Source organism: Streptomyces sp. NPDC003379 (genome assembly GCF_053589195.1).
Genome location: NZ_JBSFRK010000004.1, coordinates 94002 through 111974, shown reverse-complemented (window position 1 = coordinate 111974; position 17973 = coordinate 94002). Strand labels below are relative to the sequence as shown.

General features: G+C 71.8%; 14 protein-coding genes and 1 pseudogene. 11 read left to right on the top strand and 4 right to left on the bottom strand.

Annotation, left to right across the window (positions count from 1 at the left end):
- Window positions 1-53: 53 nt before the first annotated feature.
- The 3 genes from ACWDVB_RS05540 to ACWDVB_RS05530 all read left to right on the top strand — a co-directional run bounded on the left by ACWDVB_RS05540 (window position 54) and on the right by ACWDVB_RS05530 (window position 2374).
- The gene (locus ACWDVB_RS05540; protein WP_451514173.1) at window positions 54-605 is read left to right on the top strand and encodes a SigE family RNA polymerase sigma factor; all 552 of its coding nucleotides are present in this window, start codon (window positions 54-56) and stop codon (window positions 603-605) included.
- Window positions 602-1474: a hypothetical protein gene (locus tag ACWDVB_RS05535; RefSeq protein ID WP_451514174.1), complete on the top strand. Its 873-nt coding sequence runs from the start codon at window positions 602-604 to the stop codon at window positions 1472-1474. The genes ACWDVB_RS05540 and ACWDVB_RS05535 overlap by 4 nt, the downstream gene beginning before the upstream one ends.
- 69 nt (window positions 1475-1543) lie before the next feature.
- Window positions 1544-2374, top strand: a complete 831-nt coding sequence (locus tag ACWDVB_RS05530) for a pectate lyase (protein WP_451514175.1) — start codon at window positions 1544-1546, stop codon at window positions 2372-2374.
- Between the two features lie 82 nt (window positions 2375-2456).
- On the opposite strand, the gene ACWDVB_RS05525 is transcribed toward ACWDVB_RS05530, so the two are convergent.
- From ACWDVB_RS05525 to ACWDVB_RS05515, 3 genes are read right to left on the bottom strand one after another with little or no spacing between them, the layout of a single operon-like run.
- Window positions 2457-3302 carry a carbohydrate ABC transporter permease gene (locus ACWDVB_RS05525; protein WP_451514176.1) on the bottom strand — a complete coding sequence of 282 codons (846 nt, stop codon included), beginning with the start codon at window positions 3300-3302 and terminating at the stop codon, window positions 2457-2459.
- Window positions 3299-4249: a carbohydrate ABC transporter permease gene (locus tag ACWDVB_RS05520; protein ID WP_451514177.1), complete on the bottom strand. Its 951-nt coding sequence runs from the start codon at window positions 4247-4249 to the stop codon at window positions 3299-3301. Before ACWDVB_RS05520 ends, ACWDVB_RS05525 begins: the two co-directional genes overlap by 4 nt.
- Window positions 4246-5604 (bottom strand): extracellular solute-binding protein, encoded by a 1359-nt coding sequence (locus tag ACWDVB_RS05515; protein ID WP_451514178.1) that lies wholly within the window; start codon window positions 5602-5604, stop codon window positions 4246-4248. Before ACWDVB_RS05515 ends, ACWDVB_RS05520 begins: the two co-directional genes overlap by 4 nt.
- A gap of 221 nt (window positions 5605-5825) precedes the next feature.
- On the opposite strand from ACWDVB_RS05515, the gene ACWDVB_RS05510 reads away from it, so the two are divergent.
- From ACWDVB_RS05510 to ACWDVB_RS05500, 3 genes and pseudogenes are all read left to right on the top strand, one after another.
- Entirely contained in the window at window positions 5826-8324 is a 2499-nt protein-coding gene (locus tag ACWDVB_RS05510; protein ID WP_451514179.1) for an alpha-L-arabinofuranosidase C-terminal domain-containing protein, read from the top strand.
- Window positions 8325-8449: 125 nt separating this feature from the next.
- Entirely contained in the window at window positions 8450-10018 is a 1569-nt protein-coding gene (gene arfA / locus ACWDVB_RS05505) for an arabinosylfuranosidase ArfA (RefSeq protein ID WP_451514180.1), read from the top strand.
- Window positions 10015-10732: pseudogene (locus ACWDVB_RS05500) on the top strand (arabinan endo-1,5-alpha-L-arabinosidase); the annotation flags it as partial. The gene arfA and the pseudogene ACWDVB_RS05500, both read left to right, overlap by 4 nt.
- Here ACWDVB_RS05500 and ACWDVB_RS05495 read toward each other — a convergent pair.
- Complete coding sequence (locus ACWDVB_RS05495) at window positions 10677-10928, bottom strand: substrate-binding domain-containing protein (RefSeq protein ID WP_451514277.1); 252 nt, start codon at window positions 10926-10928, stop codon at window positions 10677-10679. The pseudogene ACWDVB_RS05500 and the gene ACWDVB_RS05495 sit on opposite strands and share 56 nt — an antisense overlap.
- A 512-nt stretch (window positions 10929-11440) precedes the next feature.
- Here ACWDVB_RS05495 and ACWDVB_RS05490 point away from each other — a divergent pair.
- The 5 genes from ACWDVB_RS05490 (at window position 11441) to ACWDVB_RS05470 (ending at window position 17850) form a co-directional block, all read left to right on the top strand.
- A complete protein-coding gene (locus ACWDVB_RS05490) occupies window positions 11441-12946 on the top strand; it encodes an ABC transporter substrate-binding protein (protein ID WP_451514181.1) in 1506 nt (501 codons plus the stop codon).
- Window positions 12947-13032: 86 nt separating this feature from the next.
- On the top strand, window positions 13033-14796 hold the full coding sequence (locus tag ACWDVB_RS05485) for an ABC transporter permease subunit (RefSeq protein WP_451514182.1): 1764 nt from the start codon (window positions 13033-13035) through the stop codon (window positions 14794-14796).
- Between the two features lie 11 nt (window positions 14797-14807).
- The gene (locus ACWDVB_RS05480) at window positions 14808-15854 is read left to right on the top strand and encodes an ABC transporter ATP-binding protein (protein WP_451514183.1); all 1047 of its coding nucleotides are present in this window, start codon (window positions 14808-14810) and stop codon (window positions 15852-15854) included.
- Complete coding sequence (locus ACWDVB_RS05475; protein ID WP_451514184.1) at window positions 15851-16603, top strand: ATP-binding cassette domain-containing protein; 753 nt, start codon at window positions 15851-15853, stop codon at window positions 16601-16603. Before ACWDVB_RS05480 ends, ACWDVB_RS05475 begins: the two co-directional genes overlap by 4 nt.
- Before the next feature lie 14 nt (window positions 16604-16617).
- Window positions 16618-17850: an MDR family MFS transporter gene (locus tag ACWDVB_RS05470; RefSeq protein ID WP_451514185.1), complete on the top strand. Its 1233-nt coding sequence runs from the start codon at window positions 16618-16620 to the stop codon at window positions 17848-17850.
- Window positions 17851-17973 lie beyond the last annotated feature (123 nt).

Genomic DNA, 17973 nt, shown 5'->3' with positions numbered 1-17973 from the left:
CACCCGGGCCCGCCGTATGCGGCGCTTCGGGGCCCGGGGGAAAGAGGACACCCATGCCTTCGGCCGCCGACGACGCGGCCGCCGAGTTCCATGCCTTCTTCGAGCGGCACTACGCCGAACTCGCCCGCCTGGCACACCTGTTGACCGGCGAGGCCGACGGCGCGGACGATCTGGCGGCCGACGCGCTGCTCGCGCTCTGGCACCGCTGGGACCGGGTGCGCGCCGCCGACCACCCGGCCGCGTACGCCCGAGGGGTCGTCGCCAACATGGCGCGCAGCCGCATCCGCAGCGCCGTCCGCGAACGTCGCCGCGTCACGCTCTTCTGGTCGGGGCGCGGCGAGGACGTGGCCGACCCGGACGTACCGGCCGTGGTCGACGTAAGGGAGGCGCTGCGCGCGCTGCCCTTCCGCAAGCGTGCCTGCGTCGTGCTGCGGCACGCCTTCGACCTCTCCGAGAAGGACACCGCGCAGGCCCTCGGGGTCTCAGTGGGTACGGTGAAGAGCCAGACGTCGAAGGGAGTGGCCGAGCTGCAACGACGCCTCGGTCCCCACACCGCCTGGCAACAGGTGCGCGCGGTCACGGTGGACACGGGGGGAAGCACATGAGGGACGACGACAAGGAAGTGCGCAGGAAGCTGCGCGGCGCCGCCCAGGCGCACCGGCCCGACCGCGAGCGGATGCTCGCCCGCATCGAGCAGGGCATGACGGCCCGGGAGCGGCCCGAGCGCCGGCCGAAACGGCCGCACCGGCCGAAGCCGCCCCACCGGCCGGGCGCCTCCTGGCTGCGCGTGGTGACCGCGACCGCCGCCGTGGCCGGTGTCTGCGCGGTCGCCGGGTACGGCGTGGCCTCGGCGCTGCGCGGCGACGACCCGGACCCGCAGTCCGTCGCCACGAGCTCGACACCGGACGCGCCGCCCGCCGCCACGGAGCACGGCCGCACTCCCGCCCCGCCCCCGCCACGGCCCACATCCGGCGTCCCGAAGCCCCACAAGCCCGACAAGCCATACAAGCCGCATAGGCCGTCCGAGCCGCCCGAACCCTCCGAGCCGTCCGAGCCCGCGGATCCGCCGCGCGGCCCGAAGACCGTGCCCGCGGCCGAACTGCTGTGGGCGGACGGCTCGATCGACCCCGGCTCCAGCACGTACTGGTCGCAGAGCGACATCACCGTCAAGGCGAAGAAGCCGCTGACCGCGCTCACCGTCGAGCTGCGCGTCGCCCGCGCCGGCAAGGTCGCCGACACCGGCAACTGGCGCACGCTGCCCGTCGACGACTTCGACGTGACGGCGACGGAGCGGGGCGGCTCCCTCGTCTACCGGTGGACGCTCAAGGCGGGGCGGACCGTACCGGCCGGCCGGCATGTCTTCGCCGGGCAGTACAACCACCCCGAGGGGCAGCGGGACGCGCACGCCGACCGGTACACGGTCCGGGCGGCCACCTCGGACGAACGCACCGAATGGCGAGGTGACTTTCTTTAAGACGGCAACCTTTTGCCGCGCGGTGGCGACCAGAAGACGCACACTTCTGTCCACCGAAGGAATCCGGACATGACTTCAACCGCGAACGGGTCCGTACGCCACCGTCGCAGCCGCACCCGCCGCCGCGCCGTCATCGGCGGTGTCGCCGCACTCGGCCTGACCGGCGCCGCCCTCGTCACCACCTCCCTCATGTCGACGGCGGGAGCGGCCACCGCATGGCCGGAGGCCAAGGGCCGGCAGGCGGTGCCGAAGACCATCGAGGTCTCCGGCACCCGTGACGGCGGCCTCAAGCGCTACTACGGCAGCGGCGAGCTCGGCGGTGACGGCCAGAACGAGGGCCAGGACCCGATCTTCAAGCTGAAGGACGGGGCGACCCTGAAGAACGTCATCATCGGCGCGCCCGCCGCCGACGGCATCCACTGCCAGGGCAGCTGCACGCTGCAGAACGTGTGGTGGGAGGACGTCGGCGAGGACGCGGCCACGTTCAAGGGGACCTCGGCGGGCTCCACGTACGCCGTCCAGGGCGGTGGTGCGAAGAAGGCCGACGACAAGGTCTTCCAGTTCAACGGCGCGGGCAAGCTGGTCGTCAACAAGTTCCAGGTCTCCGACTTCGGGAAGCTCGTACGGACTTGCGGCAACTGCTCCAAGCAGTACCAGCGCAACATCATCATCAACGACACCGACATCACCGCCCCTGGCAAGTCGATCGTCGGCATCAACACCAACTACGGTGACACCGCCGCGCTGCGCGACATCCGCATCCACGGCGACAGCAACAAGAAGATCAAGACCTGCATGCGCTTCACCGGCAACAACACCGGTGACGAGCCGGTCGAGACGGGCAACGGCCCGGACGGCACGTACTGCAAGTTCACGGCGTCGGACATCACCTACAAGTAGGCCGCCCGCCCCACGAGCGTGCGGACGCCCCGCCGGTGGAACCCGGCGGGGCGTCCTTCGCGCACTCCGCGTGCGGCGTACGTCACTGCCCGGCCAGGCCGGTGTGCGCCACGCCGGCGACGATCTGCCGCTGGAAGAAGACGAAGACGACGATCAGCGGGAGCCCCGCCATCAGGCCGCCCGCCATCAGCTGCGCCCACTGGATGCCGTAGGAGTTCATGACCGTCGCGATGCCGTTCGGCATGGTCATCAGGTCGGGGTTGTTGGTCACCATGTAGGGCCACAGGAAGTTGTTCCACGACGCGATGAAGGTGAAGATCCCGACCGCCGCGAGGGACGGCCGCGACAGCGGCAGCACGACGGTGAAGAAGACCCGCCAGCGCCCGGCGCCGTCGATGAACGCCGCCTCCTCCAGCTCCTTCGGGATGCCCTGGAAGAACTTGTAGAGGATGTAGACCATCGCGGCCGGCGCGCACTGCGGCAGGATCATCCCCCAGTACGTGTCGACCATCCCCATCGACTGGACGGTGCTGAACAGCGGCACGCCGAGCACCGCGGGCGACACCATGAGGCCCGCCATGACCAGGCCCAGCAGCGCGTTCTTGCCACGGAACTCCGTACGCGCGAAGCCGTACCCGGCGAGCGCGCTCACCAGCACCACGACGAAGGTGACGCAGACCGAGACGACGACGGAGTTCACGAACCAGTTGGTGATGTTGCCGGTCTCGAAGATGGCCCGCCACGCCTGGAACGTGAAGTCCTGCGGCACCCAGTGGGTGGGCACGGCGACGGCCTCGGTCTCCGACTTCAGGGAGGTGAACAGCGCCCACAGCAGGGGCGACAGCCACACCGCCGAGACGACGGTCCCCAGACCCGTGAGCACGATCTGCCCCGCGGTCCACTTCCTCATCGCACGTCCCTCGCTCATCGCACACCCTCCTCGCGCTTGCGCAGCAGCCACATCCGGCCGAGGGCGACGGCCGCGATCAGCACGAAGAAGATGATGGAGACCGCGGAGGCGAAGCCCACGCGGTAGCTGGTGAAGCCCTCTTCGAGGGTGTACTGCACGAAGGTCCGGGTCGATTCCTCGGGGCCGGGCCCGAAGTCCTGCATCACCACGACTTGGTCGAAGACCTGGAGCGAGGCGAGGACCTGGAGGGTGACGACGAGCCCGGTGATGGTGCGCAGCATCGGCAGGGTGATGTGCACCGTGCGCTGCCAGGCGTTCGCGCCGTCCAGGGAGGCGGCCTCGTACAGATGCCGCGGGATGTTCTGCAGCGCGGCGAGGAACAGCAGGAAGCTGAAGCCGACCGTCCACCACAGGGTGGTGATGACCACGGCGAGCATGGCGGTGGACTTCTGGGTCAGCCAGGGCGTGTCCAGGCCGAAGACGTGGTTGATCATTCCGGTGCCGGGGTTGAACAGCCACTGCCAGAGGTTCGCGGCGACGGTGGACGGCAGCAGGAACGGCGCGAAGAAGCAGAGCCGCCACAGCCACTTGGCGCGCTCGATGTGGTGGGCGAGCATCGCCAGGAGGAAGGCCAGCAGGACGATGCACGGCACCACGAGCAGCGTGAAGTACGCGCTGTGGCCCAGGGTTTCCCACATCAGCGGGGTGTCGAAGGCCTCCCGGTAGTTGTCGAGGCCCACGAAACGCTCGCCCGTACCGGAGATGTTGGCGTCGGTGAGGCTCAGCCACACCCCGCGCCCGATCGGCACCAGTACGAACAGCGCGAACAGCACGAGGAAGGGGGCGACGAACCAGCCGCCGTGCTGGAAGCGGCGGGCCAGGCGGGCCCGCGCCGAATCGGCGTGGGTGGTGGCCGCGGGGCGTGCGGCGGGTGGCGGCCGCAGGGCGGTGTCGACGGCGCTCATGCGGCGGGACCCGCTCCCGTGGCGGGACCCGCTCCCGTGGTCATGGGATCCTTCATCGCGAGCAGCCTCTCGAAGACGCCCCGCATCCGCCGTGCCGTGGCGTCGGGCCTCGCGGACCCGGAGTTCGAGGCGGCGACGACGGGACCGACGCGCTGGGCGAGGGTGCCGGTGGAGCCCGCGAACCACACGTGCGGCTCGACCGCCATGTGGTCCATGGCGGACACGTACGCGGACTGCGGTTGCAGCGCCCGGTAGTCGGCGTCCTCCAACGTCGGCTTGTACGCGGGGATATGGCCGCCCCGCGCCCAGTCCAGGGCGTGCCGGACGACGTACGCGGCCAGCTGGTGGGCGGCCTCGTCGGTGGGTCCGCCGCGCTCTTCCTGGTGGGGGAGGACGAAGCAGTGCGACTCGGCATGGGTGGCGGCCTTGCCGAAGACGGGTGGGAGCGGGGTGGCGCCGTAGTCGAGCTCCGCGCCGCCGAAGACGGGGACGGACCAGTTGCCCTCCCAGGTGAAGGGGGAGCCGTTGATGAACATCTCACCGTCGGCGATGCCGACCGGCGTGGTGTAGCCGTCGGTGACGTGCTGCCGCAGGAACTCCAGGACCTCGACGGCCTTGTCGGTGTCGAAGGTGACGTCCCGGCCGTCGGCGCTCAGACAGGTGCCGCCGAGCTGGGTGTAGAAGGAGAGGAAGAACCACCAGCTGAAGTTGGGTTCGTTGGCCTTCATGCCGAGGGTCTGGAGCCCGCCCTTGGTGGCCTTCTTGGCGGCGCGCAGCATCTTGAACCACTCCTCGGGCGAGGAGACGGCGGCCAGTTGACCGTCCTCGGCGAGCAGCCCCGCCTTCCCGCACACGTCGCGGCGGTAGAAGCAGAGCTGGGCGTGGATGTCGAGCGGCAGACCGTAGAGCTTGCCGTCGATGACGGCGCGCTTCCACAGCAGCGGGTCGAAGTCCGCCTCGCGCACGCCGTACCGGGCGAGCAGCTCCACGTCCCAGGGGTCGAGGAGCCTGCCGGGCGCGAAGCCCGGGATGCGGCCCAGGTGCATGACGGCGAGGTCGGGGGCGCGCCGGCCGGCGGCTGCCATGGCCAGCTTCGTGTAGTACGGATTTCCCCACTGAAGCGTCGAATCCTTCACGTCCACACGGGGGTTGGCCTGCCGGAACGCGTCCAGCATGGCGATCATGTTGACACCGTCGCCGCCGCTGAAGAGGTTCCAGTAGCGGACGCGTACGTCGGCGTCCGAGGCGATGGCGGAGGCGCCACGCCCCGAGGCGGCGACGCCGAAGCTGACCGCGACGGCGAGCGCTCCGAGACCGCCGAGCACGCCGCGGCGGGTCGGTAGGGGTGGAGGCACGGCGGCTCGTCCCTCTCTCTGAGACGGAAGTGATCGGAACGGCGCATGTTCGAGATATCGAATGATGCTCGTCAGTTCGAACGGACCGTAGAGTCCAACTCCCGTCGCGTCAACGCTTTGCGCAGGGTTGGTCCCAGGCGTTGACGTGGGCTCCCTCGGGTTCCTAAGTTTCCGTTCGAAGTGCTGATCAATGTCCGATATTTCGAACAGGTGGGGATGACATGGCACACAGACGAGGGAGACTCGCTCTCGCCGTCGGAGGTCTCACCGCCGGAGCCCTGCTGGCCGGCACGCTCGCCGGGGTTCCCAGCGCGGCGGCCGAGCCGACCGACTACACGATCGACGTCGACGCGACCGGCACCGGCGCGAAGATCGACGACTCGATGTACGGCGTCTTCTACGAGGACATCAACCGCGCGGCCGACGGCGGCCTCTACGCCGAGCTGGTCCAGAACAGGTCCTTCGAGTACGAGCCCGCCGACAACCGGTCCTACACGCCGCTGACCTCGTGGGACACCAAGGGCACCGCCAAGGTCGTCAACGACGGCGGCCGCCTGAACGAACGCAACCGCAACTACCTCTCCCTGAACGCCGGTTCGTCCGTCACCAACTCCGGCTACAACACCGGCATCGCCGTCCAGAAGGGCAAGCGCTACGACTTCTCCGTCTGGGCCCGCGCGGACCGCGCCGGAGCGCCGCTCACCCTCACGCTGCACGACGCCTCGGGCGAGCTGGCCACCGCCCGCCGCGTCACCGCGCGCGGCGGCTGGGCCAAGTACAAGGCGACCTTCACCGCCACCCGCACCTCCGCCGCCGGCCGGCTGACGGTCGCCTCGGGCGCCCCCGCCGCGCTCGACATGATCTCCCTCTTCCCCCGCGACACCTACAAGGGCCGCGAGAACGGCCTGCGCAAGGACCTGGCCGAGAAGATCGCCGCCTTGAACCCCGGCTTCCTGCGCTTCCCCGGCGGCTGCCTGGTCAACACCGGCAGCCACGAGGCGTATGACGAGAAGTCCGGCTGGCAGCGCAGCCGCTCCTACCAGTGGAAGGACACCATAGGCCCGGTCGAGCAGCGCGCCACCAACGCCAACTTCTGGGGCTACAACCAGAGTTACGGGCTCGGCTACTACGAGTACTTCCAGTTCGCGGAGGACACCGGCGCCATGCCGCTGCCCGTCGTGCCCGCCCTGGTGACCGGCTGCGGCCAGAACAAGGCCACCGACGACCCGGCCCTGCTCAAGCGGCACATCCAGGACACCCTCGACCTCATCGAGTTCGCCAACGGCCCGGTGAGCAGCGAATGGGGCAAGAAGCGCGCACGGATGGGCCACCCCAAGCCCTTCGGCCTCACCCACCTCGGAGTCGGCAACGAGGAGAACCTCCCCGAGGAGTTCTTCGCCCGCTTCAAGGAGTTCCGCGCCGCCATCGAGGCCGAGCACCCGGAGATCACCGTCGTCGCCAACTCCGGCCCCGATGACAGCGGTTCCGTATTCGACAAGGCCTGGCAGCTCAGCCGTGACGCGAACGTCGCGATGGTCGACGAGCACTACTACAACAGCCCGCAGTGGTTCCTGGAGAACAACGACCGCTACGACTCCTACGACCGGCGCGGCCCCAAGGTCTTCCTCGGCGAGTACGCCTCACAGGGCAACACCTTCGGCAACGCCCTCTCCGAAGCCGCGTTCATGACCGGCCTGGAGCGCAACGCGGACGTCGTGAAGCTCGCCTCGTACGCCCCGCTGCTCGCCAACGAGGACTACGTGCAGTGGAAGCCGAACATGATCTGGTACGACAACGACCAGTCGTGGGGCTCGGCCAACTACGAGACGCAGAAGCTCTTCATGCGCAACGTCGGCGACGAGGTCGTGCCGTCCAAGGCGTCCGGCACCCCCGCCACCTCGGGCCCGATCACCGGCGCCGTCGGCCTGTCCACCTGGGCGACGAGCGCCTCGTACGACGACGTCTCGGTCACGGACGCGGACGGAAGACCGCTGTTCTTCGACGACTTCTCCGCCGGTGACGGCAAGTGGGCCGAGGCGGCGGGCAGGGGCGAGTGGGCCGTCGAGGACGGCGCGTACGTCCAGTCCGACGAGGCCGCCGAGAACACCCTGGTCACCGCGGGCGACAAGGGCTGGCAGAACTACGACCTGGAGGTGAGGGCCACCAAGAAGTCCGGCAAGGAAGGCTTCATGGTCGCCTTCGGCGTCAAGGACACCGGCAACCACTACTGGTGGAACCTCGGCGGCTGGAACAACACCCAGTCCGCCGTGGAGAAGACCGTCGGCGGCGCCAAGCAGACGATGATCCAGGACTCCACCAGGATCGAGGCGGGCCGCGCCTACGACCTCCGCGTCGAGGTGCGCGGCCGTCAGGTGACGCTCTACCTCGACGGCAAGAAGTGGGGTTCCTTCACCGACGACAAGCCGGCCGAACCGTTCCGCCAGGTCGTCACGCGCGACAAGGCGACCGGCGACCTCATCGTGAAGGTCGTCAACGCCCAGGCGGAGCAGGCCCGTACGAAGGTCGACCTCGGACGGCAGGTGAAGCTCGCGTCGCCGAAGGCGCGGGTGACCACGCTGTCCGCCGACCCGACCGCCGAGAACACGAAGGACAAGACCCCGGTGAAGCCCGTCGACTCGGTCTTCGACGGCGTCGACGACTCCTTCTCGTACACCTTCCCCGCCCATTCCGTGACGTTCATGAGGATCAAGACGGACTGACGGACTGACGGACTGACGGACTCCGGGCCGGCCGCACAGGCCGCACTTCCCGCCTGTGCTGCCGGCCCGCCGCCGACCCGCGTGAACCACCGCTCCAGAGCGGCCGACCTGTTGAGGAACCACCCATGACGCGTCCCGACCGCCCCGCCCGTCCTGCCTCTCCCGCCTCTCCCGTCCGTACCGCCCGCTTCACCGTCCACCCGGACTTCACCGTCGGCGACGTCGACCCCCGCCTCTTCGGCTCCTTCGTCGAGCATCTGGGCCGCTGCGTCTACACCGGCATCCACGAGCCCGGCCACCCCACCGCGGACGAGGCGGGCCTGCGCGGCGACGTCCTCGACCTGGTCCGCGAACTGGGCGTCACCGCCGTCCGCTATCCGGGGGGCAACTTCGTCTCCGGCTACAAGTGGGAGGACTCCGTCGGCCCCGTCGACGAACGGCCGCGCCGCCTCGACCTCGCCTGGCGCTCCACGGAGAGCAACCGCTTCGGGCTCGCCGAGTTCGTGCGCTTCGTCCGCAGCGTCGGCCCGCAGGCGGAGCCGATGATGGCCGTCAACCTGGGCACCAGGGGAGTGGCCGAGGCCCTCGAACTCCAGGAGTACGCCAACCACCCCTCGGGCACATCCCTTTCGGACCTGCGCGCCGCCCACGGCGACAAGGAGCCCTACGGCATCAGGCTCTGGTGCCTCGGCAACGAGATGGACGGCCCCTGGCAGACCGGGCACAAGACCGCCGAGGAGTACGGGCGCCTCGCCGCCGAGACCGCCCGCGCCATGCGGCAGATCGACCCGTCCCTGGAACTCGTCGCCTGCGGCTCCTCCGGGCAGTCCATGGAGACCTTCGCGGCCTGGGAGGCGACCGTCCTCGCCGAGACGTACGACCTCGTCGACCACGTCTCGCTGCACGCCTACTACGAGGAGATCGACGGCGACCGCGACTCGTTCCTCGCCTCGGCCGTCGACATGGAGTCCTTCATCGAGAGCACTGTCGCCACCTGCGACCACGTCGGTGCCCGGCTCAAGTCGAAGAAGAGGATCAACCTCTCCTTCGACGAGTGGAACGTCTGGTACCAGCGACGCACCGCCCTCCAGCCCGCCGAGGACTGGCAGGAGGCCCCGCGCCTCCTGGAGGACAACTACACTGTCACCGACGCCGTCGTCTTCGGCTCTCTGCTCATCGCCCTGCTGCGGCACGCCGACCGGGTCACCGTCGCCTGCCTGGCCCAGCTCGTCAACGTCATCGCGCCGATCCTCACCGAGCCGGGCGGCCCGGCCTGGCGCCAGACGACGTTCTTCCCCTTCGCGCAGACCTCGCGGCACGGCCGCGGCCGGGTCCTGGACGTCCGCGTGGACTCACCGACGTACGACACGGCGAAGTTCGGCGAGGTGCCGCTGCTGCACGCCACGGCGGTACGCGCCGACGACGGCACCGTCACCGTCTTCGCCGTCAACCGCAGCCAGACGGAGCCCCTGCCACTCGAAGTCGCCCTGGAGGGCATGGGAGTGAGTTCGGTCGTCGAGCACAGCGCCGTCGCCGACGCCGACCCGGAGGCCCGCAACACCCTGGACGACCAGGAGCGCGTCACCCCGCACGACGTGCCGGGCACGGAGCTGCGGGACGGCACCCTTACCGCCACGCTGGAGCCCCTTTCCTGGAACATGATCAGGCTGCTTCCGCCAAGGAGGCCCATGTGAGCCGCACCCTCCCGCGCACCGACCGCCCCGTGGGACGCCGCGCGCTTCTCGCCCTCCCCGCCGCCGCACTGCTCGCCCTCGTGCCGGGCACCGCGGCCGCCTACCCCAACCCCGGCACCGTCACCGGCAGCACCGTCGTCCACGACCCGACCATGGTCCGCACCCCGGCGGGCACGTACCTGCTCTACGCCACCGGCGGCGGCATCGGCCACCGCTCCTCCACCGACCGGACCGCCTTCCGGGCCGGCGCGGACGCCTTCGGCAGCAGGCCGGCCTGGTGGTCGCGGTACTCCACCGTGCCGGAGGCGTGGGCGCCCGACATCTCGTACCACGGCGGCAAGTACCTGATGTACTACTCCGTCTCCAGCTTCGGCACCAACACGTCCGCGATCGGGTTCGCGACGTCCACCACGGGTGAGCCGGGCAGCTGGACAGACCACGGCACGGTCTACACGTCCGGCTCCACCAGCGACTACAACGCCATCGACCCCAACCTCTTCGTGGACGACGACGGCAAGTGGTGGCTGTCCTTCGGCAGTTGGTGGACAGGGATCAAAATGATCCGCGTCGACCCGTCGACCGGCAAGCAGTACGCGGGTGACACGGCCCGGCGCTCGCTCGCGTCCCGGCCGACGGGCACCAAGGCCGTCGAAGCGCCCTACATCGTGCTGCCGCGCACGACCAGTGCCACCGGCACCACGTGCCCGGCCCGCGGCCGGTCCGGTTCCTCGATGCGGGACAGCCGCAGCCGCAGCGCGCGGCGGCCGATCTCCGCGAAGTCCGTGCGTACGGTGGTCAGCGGCGGCAGCAGATGGGCGGCCTCGGGAATGTCGTCGTACCCCACGACGCCGACGTCGCCCGGCACCTCGCGCCCGGCCTCGTGAAAGGCGCGCAGCGCGCCGAGCGCCATCTGGTCGTTGGAGACGAACACCGCCGTGACGTCGGGGCGCCGCGCGAGGACGCGCCCCAGCTCTTACCCGGAATCGGCGCTCCAGCCCCCGACCAGCGGCTCGGGAAGCGCCGCGTCCGCCGCCCGCAGCGTCTCCTGCCAGTTCCGCGTCCTGCGTCGGCTCCGTACTTGGCCAGTGGCTCGTTAGTGAAAATGATTGTCATGCTGCTAGGGTCAAGCGAACGCAAAGTGGGGTTGCTCCTGCTGTGCGCGGGGCGTGCCGCGTGCCGTCGTGCGGGGGGTCGCATGTGCGGTGGTCGCGTGTGCGGTGCCGTCTGCCGTCGAACCCCTCTTTGCGCCTCGGTCAGGCGGCCGCTCCGCAGGCTGTCCCGGCCCGCCCGTCCCTATCCGCTCCGTCCCACCCGCCTGGTCTCCACCGCCTCGTCCCGTCGGCCCCTTCCCCCCTGCCCCGTCTTTGCCCGCCTCGCCCCCACCAGCCCGTCCTCACCCACCCCGCCCCCGGAAGAAGCACCGTGCGCCTCCGTAAGTCCGTGCCCCCCGCCACCCTCGCGTCCGCCCTCGCCTGCGCGCTCACGTTCACGCTCAGCGGCTGCTTCGCCGCAGGCCCGTCCGGTACCGGCAAGGCGTCGGACGGCGAGCGGATACGCCTGGCGATGATGAACCCGCCCCGCTCCGGGCTCTCCCCGCTCAGCGACGACGCCTTCAAACTGTCGCGCTGGTCCACCGCGGAAACCCTCGTCACCCTGGACAAGGAGGGCGACGCACGGCCCGCCCTGGCCACGCGGTGGAAGCGCACCGGCGAACGGACCTGGGCGTTCACCATCCGCGACGGCGTGAAGTTCCACGACGGGACGCCGCTCACCGCCGAGGCCGTCGAGCGTTCCCTGACGGAGGCGGCCGGCGCGGCGCCCAAGCCGCGCATCCTCGACGGCGTCGACTTCAAGGCCGTGGCCGAGGGGAAGACCGTCACCGTCACCACCGGTGAGCCCGACCCCCTCGTGCCGCAGCGCCTCTCCTCGCCGCAGCTCTCCGTGCTGGCCGCCAAGGCTTACCGGGGCAAGACCGTCGACCCGGTGGGCACCGGCACCGGGGCCTTCGTCCTGAAGGAGGCCGACGGCACCTCGTCGGCCACCCTCGACCGCAACGACAAGTACTGGGGCGGACCCGTCAAGGCCGCCGGGATCGACGTCACCTTCGTCCCGGACGGCGCCGCGCGCGCCGCGGCCCTGCGCGGCGGCGACGCCGACATCGTCGAGGCGATCCCCGTCTCACAGGCATCGCTCCTCGATGAGAACCAGATCACCGAGGTGCCGATGCCCCGCACCAACACCCTGTACCTGAACACCGGGAAGGGTGTCTTCAAGGACCCCGGGCAGCGGGCCGCCGCCCGCGAGGCCATCGACGCCGAGGCCCTCGTCAAGGGCGTCTACGAAGGACGCGCCGACGTGGCGGAAGGACTGCTCGGGCCCGCCCTGCCCTGGGCCGACCGCCGTGAGGGACGCACCGATGCCGCGAAGGCCGCCGAGCCGTCCGGCTCCACCGTCACCATCGGCACCTTCACCGACCGCGCCGAGCTGCCCGAGGTGGCCGCCACGCTTCAGCAGCAGCTGAAGGACGCGGGGTTCAAGGTGAAGCTGGAGGTGCGCGAGTACGCCAACATCGAGGCGGACGCGCTCGCGGGCAGGTTCGACGCGTTCATCCTCTCCCGCGCCACCGTCATCGACTCCGGTGACCCGGCCGCGTATCTGCACAGCGACTTCGCGGGCGACGGCTCCTTCAACCTCTCCCAGCTCGCCGACGCGGGCGTGGACAAGGCCGTCCGCAAGGCCGAGGAGACCGCGTCGGGCGACGCCCGCCGGGCCGCGGTGCTCGACGCGGAGACGGCCGTCCTGAACACCGACGCGGCGATCCCGATGCTCCACGAGCGGGTCATCCAGGGTGACGCCACGAACGTCGTGGACTCGGCCAAGGATCCGCGCGAGCGGGAGCTGATCACCGCCGATACGTACGTCAAGTAGCCGTGCGGTACATACTTCGAGTGACCGTGCGGTACGTACGTCGAGCAGTTGCAGGGCCGAGAACCGTGCGCCACAGGAAGGCCCTGATGCCGCCGCCGCTCAGGGCCGCCCTCGCGCGGCTCGTCGCGCTCCTCGCCGTCGTGGCTACCGTGGGCCTGCTGCCCTGGCTCTCTGGGAAGGACCCGGCGCTCAGCGTGCTGCGGGCCAGGTCGGCCGAACAGGAGCCGACCGCCGAGGCGTTGGCCGCCGTCCGCCGCGACCTCGGTCTGGACGCCGGGCCGCTCGCGCTGCTCGGCGGCTGGGCGGGCGACCTCGCCCACGGTGACCTCGGCGCGTCCTGGGTCTCCGGCGCCGCCGTGCTGCCCTCGGTCCTGTCCGGGCTCGGTGTCTCGCTCACGCTCATGGCCGCCTCCCTCGCGGTGGCCGCGGCCGTCGCGTGCGCGCTGTGTGCGCCGGCCCTGGTGCGCGGCGCCCGCGGCACCCTGCGGGGCGGGGGCGGCGCGGGCGGGGCGATGCTCGCGGCCGTACCGGAATTCCTCCTCGCCACCGTCCTGCTGATCGTGCTCGGCGTGTGGTGCGGGCTGCTGCCCGTCTCCGGCTGGCAGGGCCCCGAGCACCTGGTGCTGCCCGCCCTCGCCATGGGCGTACCCGCGGGCGGGCTACTCGGCCGGCTCGTGGGCGACGCGCTGCCCGCCGTGTTCCGCGAACGCTGGACCGATGTGTGGCGGGCCTCCGGGGTCGGCCGGGCGCGAGTCGTCGCCGCGGCCCTGCGGCGCGCCCTGCCCGCGCTCGTACCGCAGATCGGCCTGGTCGTGGTCGGCCTCACCGGCGGCGCGGTCGCCGTCGAGACCGTCTTCGCCGTGCCCGGGCTCGGCCGCACCGCGCTGGGCGCCGCCAAGTCCCAGGATCTGCCGCTGCTCCAGGGCTCGGTCCTCGCGCTGCTGCTGCTCGCCCTGACGGCGGGCGGCTGCGCGGCCCTGGTGCGGCGGCGCCTGTTCGGCGCGGCGCTCAAGGGCGGGGCGCTGACGCTGCCCGCGCCGCCGCCGGGCCGCGTACGGGCGTGGGTGCCCGCCACGCTGGGCGCGGCGCTCGCGCTGGTCATCGGGGCGGGTCTGCTGCGCGACCCCTACACCGTCGACACCGCCCTGCGCCTGGCCGGTCCGTCCCCGGCGCATCCGCTGGGCACGGACGGGCTCGGGCGTGACGTACTGGCCCGGCTCGGCCATGGCGCCGCGAACACGGTCGGCGTGGCGCTCGGCGTGTGCGCCGTCTCCTTCCTCCTCGCCCTCACGATCGGCTTCCTGCCGAACGCGGGGGCCGGTCTCGCCGACATCGCCAACGCGCTGCCGCCCGTCATCGCCGGTGTACTCGTCGCCGCCCTCACCGGCCCGAGCACCTTCGGCGCGTCCCTCGCGGTGGCGCTCATCTCCTGGCCACCGCTCGCCGCGCACGCCGCCGCGCTGGTCCAAGAGGTGCGGGCGAGCACCCACTTGGCGGCGGTACGCGCGGTCGGGGCGGGGCCCGGGTACATCCTCACGCGGCACGTACTGCCCGCGGTGGCGGGCCCCGTCGCCCGCCACGCGGTCCTACGGCTCCCGGGCATCGCCCTCGCCCTCGCCGCGCTCGGCTTCCTCGGCCTCGGCGCACAGCCGCCGTTTCCCGAGTGGGGACTCCTGCTGGACGAGTCGCGACTGTACGTGGAGAGGGCCCCGCTCGCCGCCCTCGCACCGGCAGCGGCACTCGCGCTCCTCGCGGCGCTCGCGGTGACGCTGGCTGGGGTGCGGCCTCGCGCCGCGGGCCGTCGGGTGCCGGTCCGCGCCCCCATGGGGCCTGCGGGGGTGACAAGTTGATGCAGTCCTCCATGTCCCACGTACCGTCCGTGTCGCCGGTGCTGCCCGTGCCGTCCACCTCGCCCACGCCACCCGTGCTCTCCGTCCGGGACCTGCGCGTGACCCTGGACGCGGTGTCCGCCGTGCGCGGTGTCTCCTTCGATGTCGCTCCCGGTGAGGTGACCGCGCTCGTCGGTGAGTCGGGGGCGGGCAAGTCGCTGACGGCCAGGGCGGTTCTCGGGATGCCGCCGTACGGTGCCCGCATCTCGGGCAGCGTACGTCTCGACGGGGAGGAGATCGCCGGTGCCGGGCCCGGCGTGTACCGGCGGTTGTGGGGGCGGCGTGTCGCGTACGTCCCGCAGGACGCCCTCGCCGTGCTGAGCCCCGTCCACCCGGTCGGCGACCAACTCGCCGCCGCCGTACGCTCCGTGGCCCGCGTCTCCCGCGCCGAGGCCCGGCGGCGGGCGGTCGCGGCGCTGGACGGCGTCGGCATCGCGGACGCCGCGCGACGCGCCCGCGCGCTGCCGCACGAGTTCTCCGGCGGCATGCGGCAGCGCGCCGTGATCGCCATGGCCCTGATCAACGGCCCCCGCCTGATCGTCGCCGACGAACCCACCACCGCCCTCGACCCCCGGATACGGGAGCAGGTCCTCGACGCCCTGACCGGAGCCCGCGGGGCGACGGGCGCCGCGCTGCTCCTCATCACCCACGACCTGGACCTCGCCACGGCCCACGCGGACCGGGCGGTGGTGCTGTACGCGGGCCGCGTGACCGAAGCGGGCCCCGCCCAGGACGTCTTCGGCAACCCGCGATCGCCCTACACGGCGGGTCTGGTGGCGTCGTCGCCGCAAGGGTGGGACGGGGCCGTGCGGCGGCTTCCCGGCATCGGTGGGGCCCCTCCCTCGCCGCTCGCGCTTTCGGCGGGGTGTGCCTTCGCGCCCCGATGTCCACTCGCCGACGCCCTGTGCCGGGAAGTGGAACCCCCGCTTATCGGGCGCGGGCGGGCCGTCGCCTGCCATCGGTCGTCCGAACTGCCCGTGCCCGCCACCGCGCTCTTCCTCGGAGAGGCCCGCTCGTGAGCCCCCTGCTCGACGTCACCGATCTCGTCGTCAAGCACGGTGACCGCACCGTCGTCGACCGCGTCTCCTTCCACGTCGACGCGGGCGAGACCCTCGCGCTCATCGGCGAGTCGGGCGCCGGCAAGTCGTCCACCGCCCTGGCCGTCCTCGGGCTGCTGCGCCCGGAGCGGGGCAGCAGCGTGCGCTTCGACGGGGAGGAGGTGAGTGGGCTGTCCGCGCGTCGGCTGAGGGCACTGCGGACCCGGTTCCAGCCCGTCTTCCAGGACCCTTACAGCTCGCTCTCCCCACGCACACCCATCGGCGACACCATCACCGAGCCGCTGCGCGTGCACCGCAGACCGGTCGCCGGGCGGGCCGCAGAGCTGATGGAGCTCGTCGGGCTCGACCCCGCCTACGCGGACCGGCTGCCGCACCAGCTCTCCGGCGGGCAGTGCCAGCGCGCCGGGATCGCCCGCGCGCTCGCCCTCGGCCCCCGGCTCCTCGTCCTCGACGAACCGGTCTCCGCGCTCGACCCCTCCCTACGCTCCGGCATCATCAACCTCCTCACCGACCTCCAGGACCGGCTCGGCCTCGCCTACCTCTTCATCTGCCACGACCTGCCCCTCGTACGGCACGTCGCCCACCGCGTCGCGGTCATGGCCCCCGGCGGCCGCCTCGTGGAGACCGCCCCGACGCACCGACTCTTCACCGCGCCCCAACACCCGTACACCCGAGAACTCCTCCCTGCCACCCGCCGCCCGACAGTCTGAGCCCTCCCCACCCCATGTCTGCCGCCCCCTCCGAACGCACCCCGCGCCCACGCCCGCGGTCCCGTGCCCGCCTCCTGCGCACGCTGCCCGCCCTCCCCAAGCTCCTCATGGTCACCCAGTGCGCCTTCAACATCGGCTTCTTCGCGGTCCTGCCGTACCTCGCCGACCACCTCAGCGGCGCGCTCGGCCTCGCGGGCTGGCTGGTGGGGCTCGTCCTCGGCCTGCGCACCTTCAGCCAGCAGGGGCTCTTCGTCGTCGGCGGGGCGCTCACGGACCGCTACGGGCCGCGGCCCGTCGTCCTCGCCGGGTGCGCGCTACGGGTCGCCGGGTTCGGCTGGCTCGCCTACGCCGACGCCACCTGGTCGGTAATCTGCGCCGTGCTGCTCGTCGGGTTCGCGGCGGCGCTCTTCTCGCCCGCCGTGGAGACCGAGATCGCCCGCCAGGCGGTACGCCACGAAGAGGCGACCGGCGTCGAACGCACCCGCGTGCTCGGCCTCTTCTCCGCCGGCGGCCAGGCCGGCGCGCTGCTCGGACCCGTGCTCGGCGCGGCGCTCCTGGCGGGCGGCTTCCGGGCGGCCTGCCTCGCCGGGGCCGGGGTGTTCGCCGTCATCCTCGCGGCGCACTGGCGCCTGATGCCGGACACGCGGGCCGGGGCGGCCACCCCTTCGCATCCCTCGCTCCGGGACGGCGTACGGCGGTTGGCGCGCAACCGGGCCTTCCTCGCCCTCTGCCTCGCGTACAGCACGTACCTCCTCGCGTACAACCAGCTCTACCTCGCCCTGCCCGCCGAACTGGACCGCTCCCTCGGTTCCCAGGCCGCCCTCGGCTGGCTCTTCGCCCTGTCGTCCGTCCTGGTCGTGGCGGCCCAACTGCCGCTGTCCCGCCTGGTGTCGGCGCACATGTCCCACCCGGCCGCGCTGCGCGGCGGCCTCGCGCTGATCGCGGCGGCCTTCGCGGCGGCGGGGGCGCTGCTTCCGGTGGGCGGCATCGCTCCGGCGCTGGCGTTCGTGGTGCTGCTCACCGCGGGCCAGATGCTGGTGGTCCCGGCCGCCCGCGCCTGGCTGCCCGACCTGGTCGAGGACCGCAGGCTCGGCTTCTTCACCGGCGCACTGTCCTCGCTCTCCGGCGCGGTGGTACTGGCGGGCGGCGCGCCGGTGGGGGCACTTGTGGAGCGCGGCGGGGCGCTGCCGTGGCTGGTGCTGGCGGCGGTGCCACTGGTGGGACTGGCGGCGGTGCCGCGCCGGTAGCGAGCGCGGAGTTGCGGGAGCGCTCATATCAGGGGCCGAGCGTGCGGTCACCGCGGAAGTCCGTCCCGAACCGTTGACCTCCTCGTATCCCGCCCTTACCGTTTCGGCGTTCGGTATAGCAGA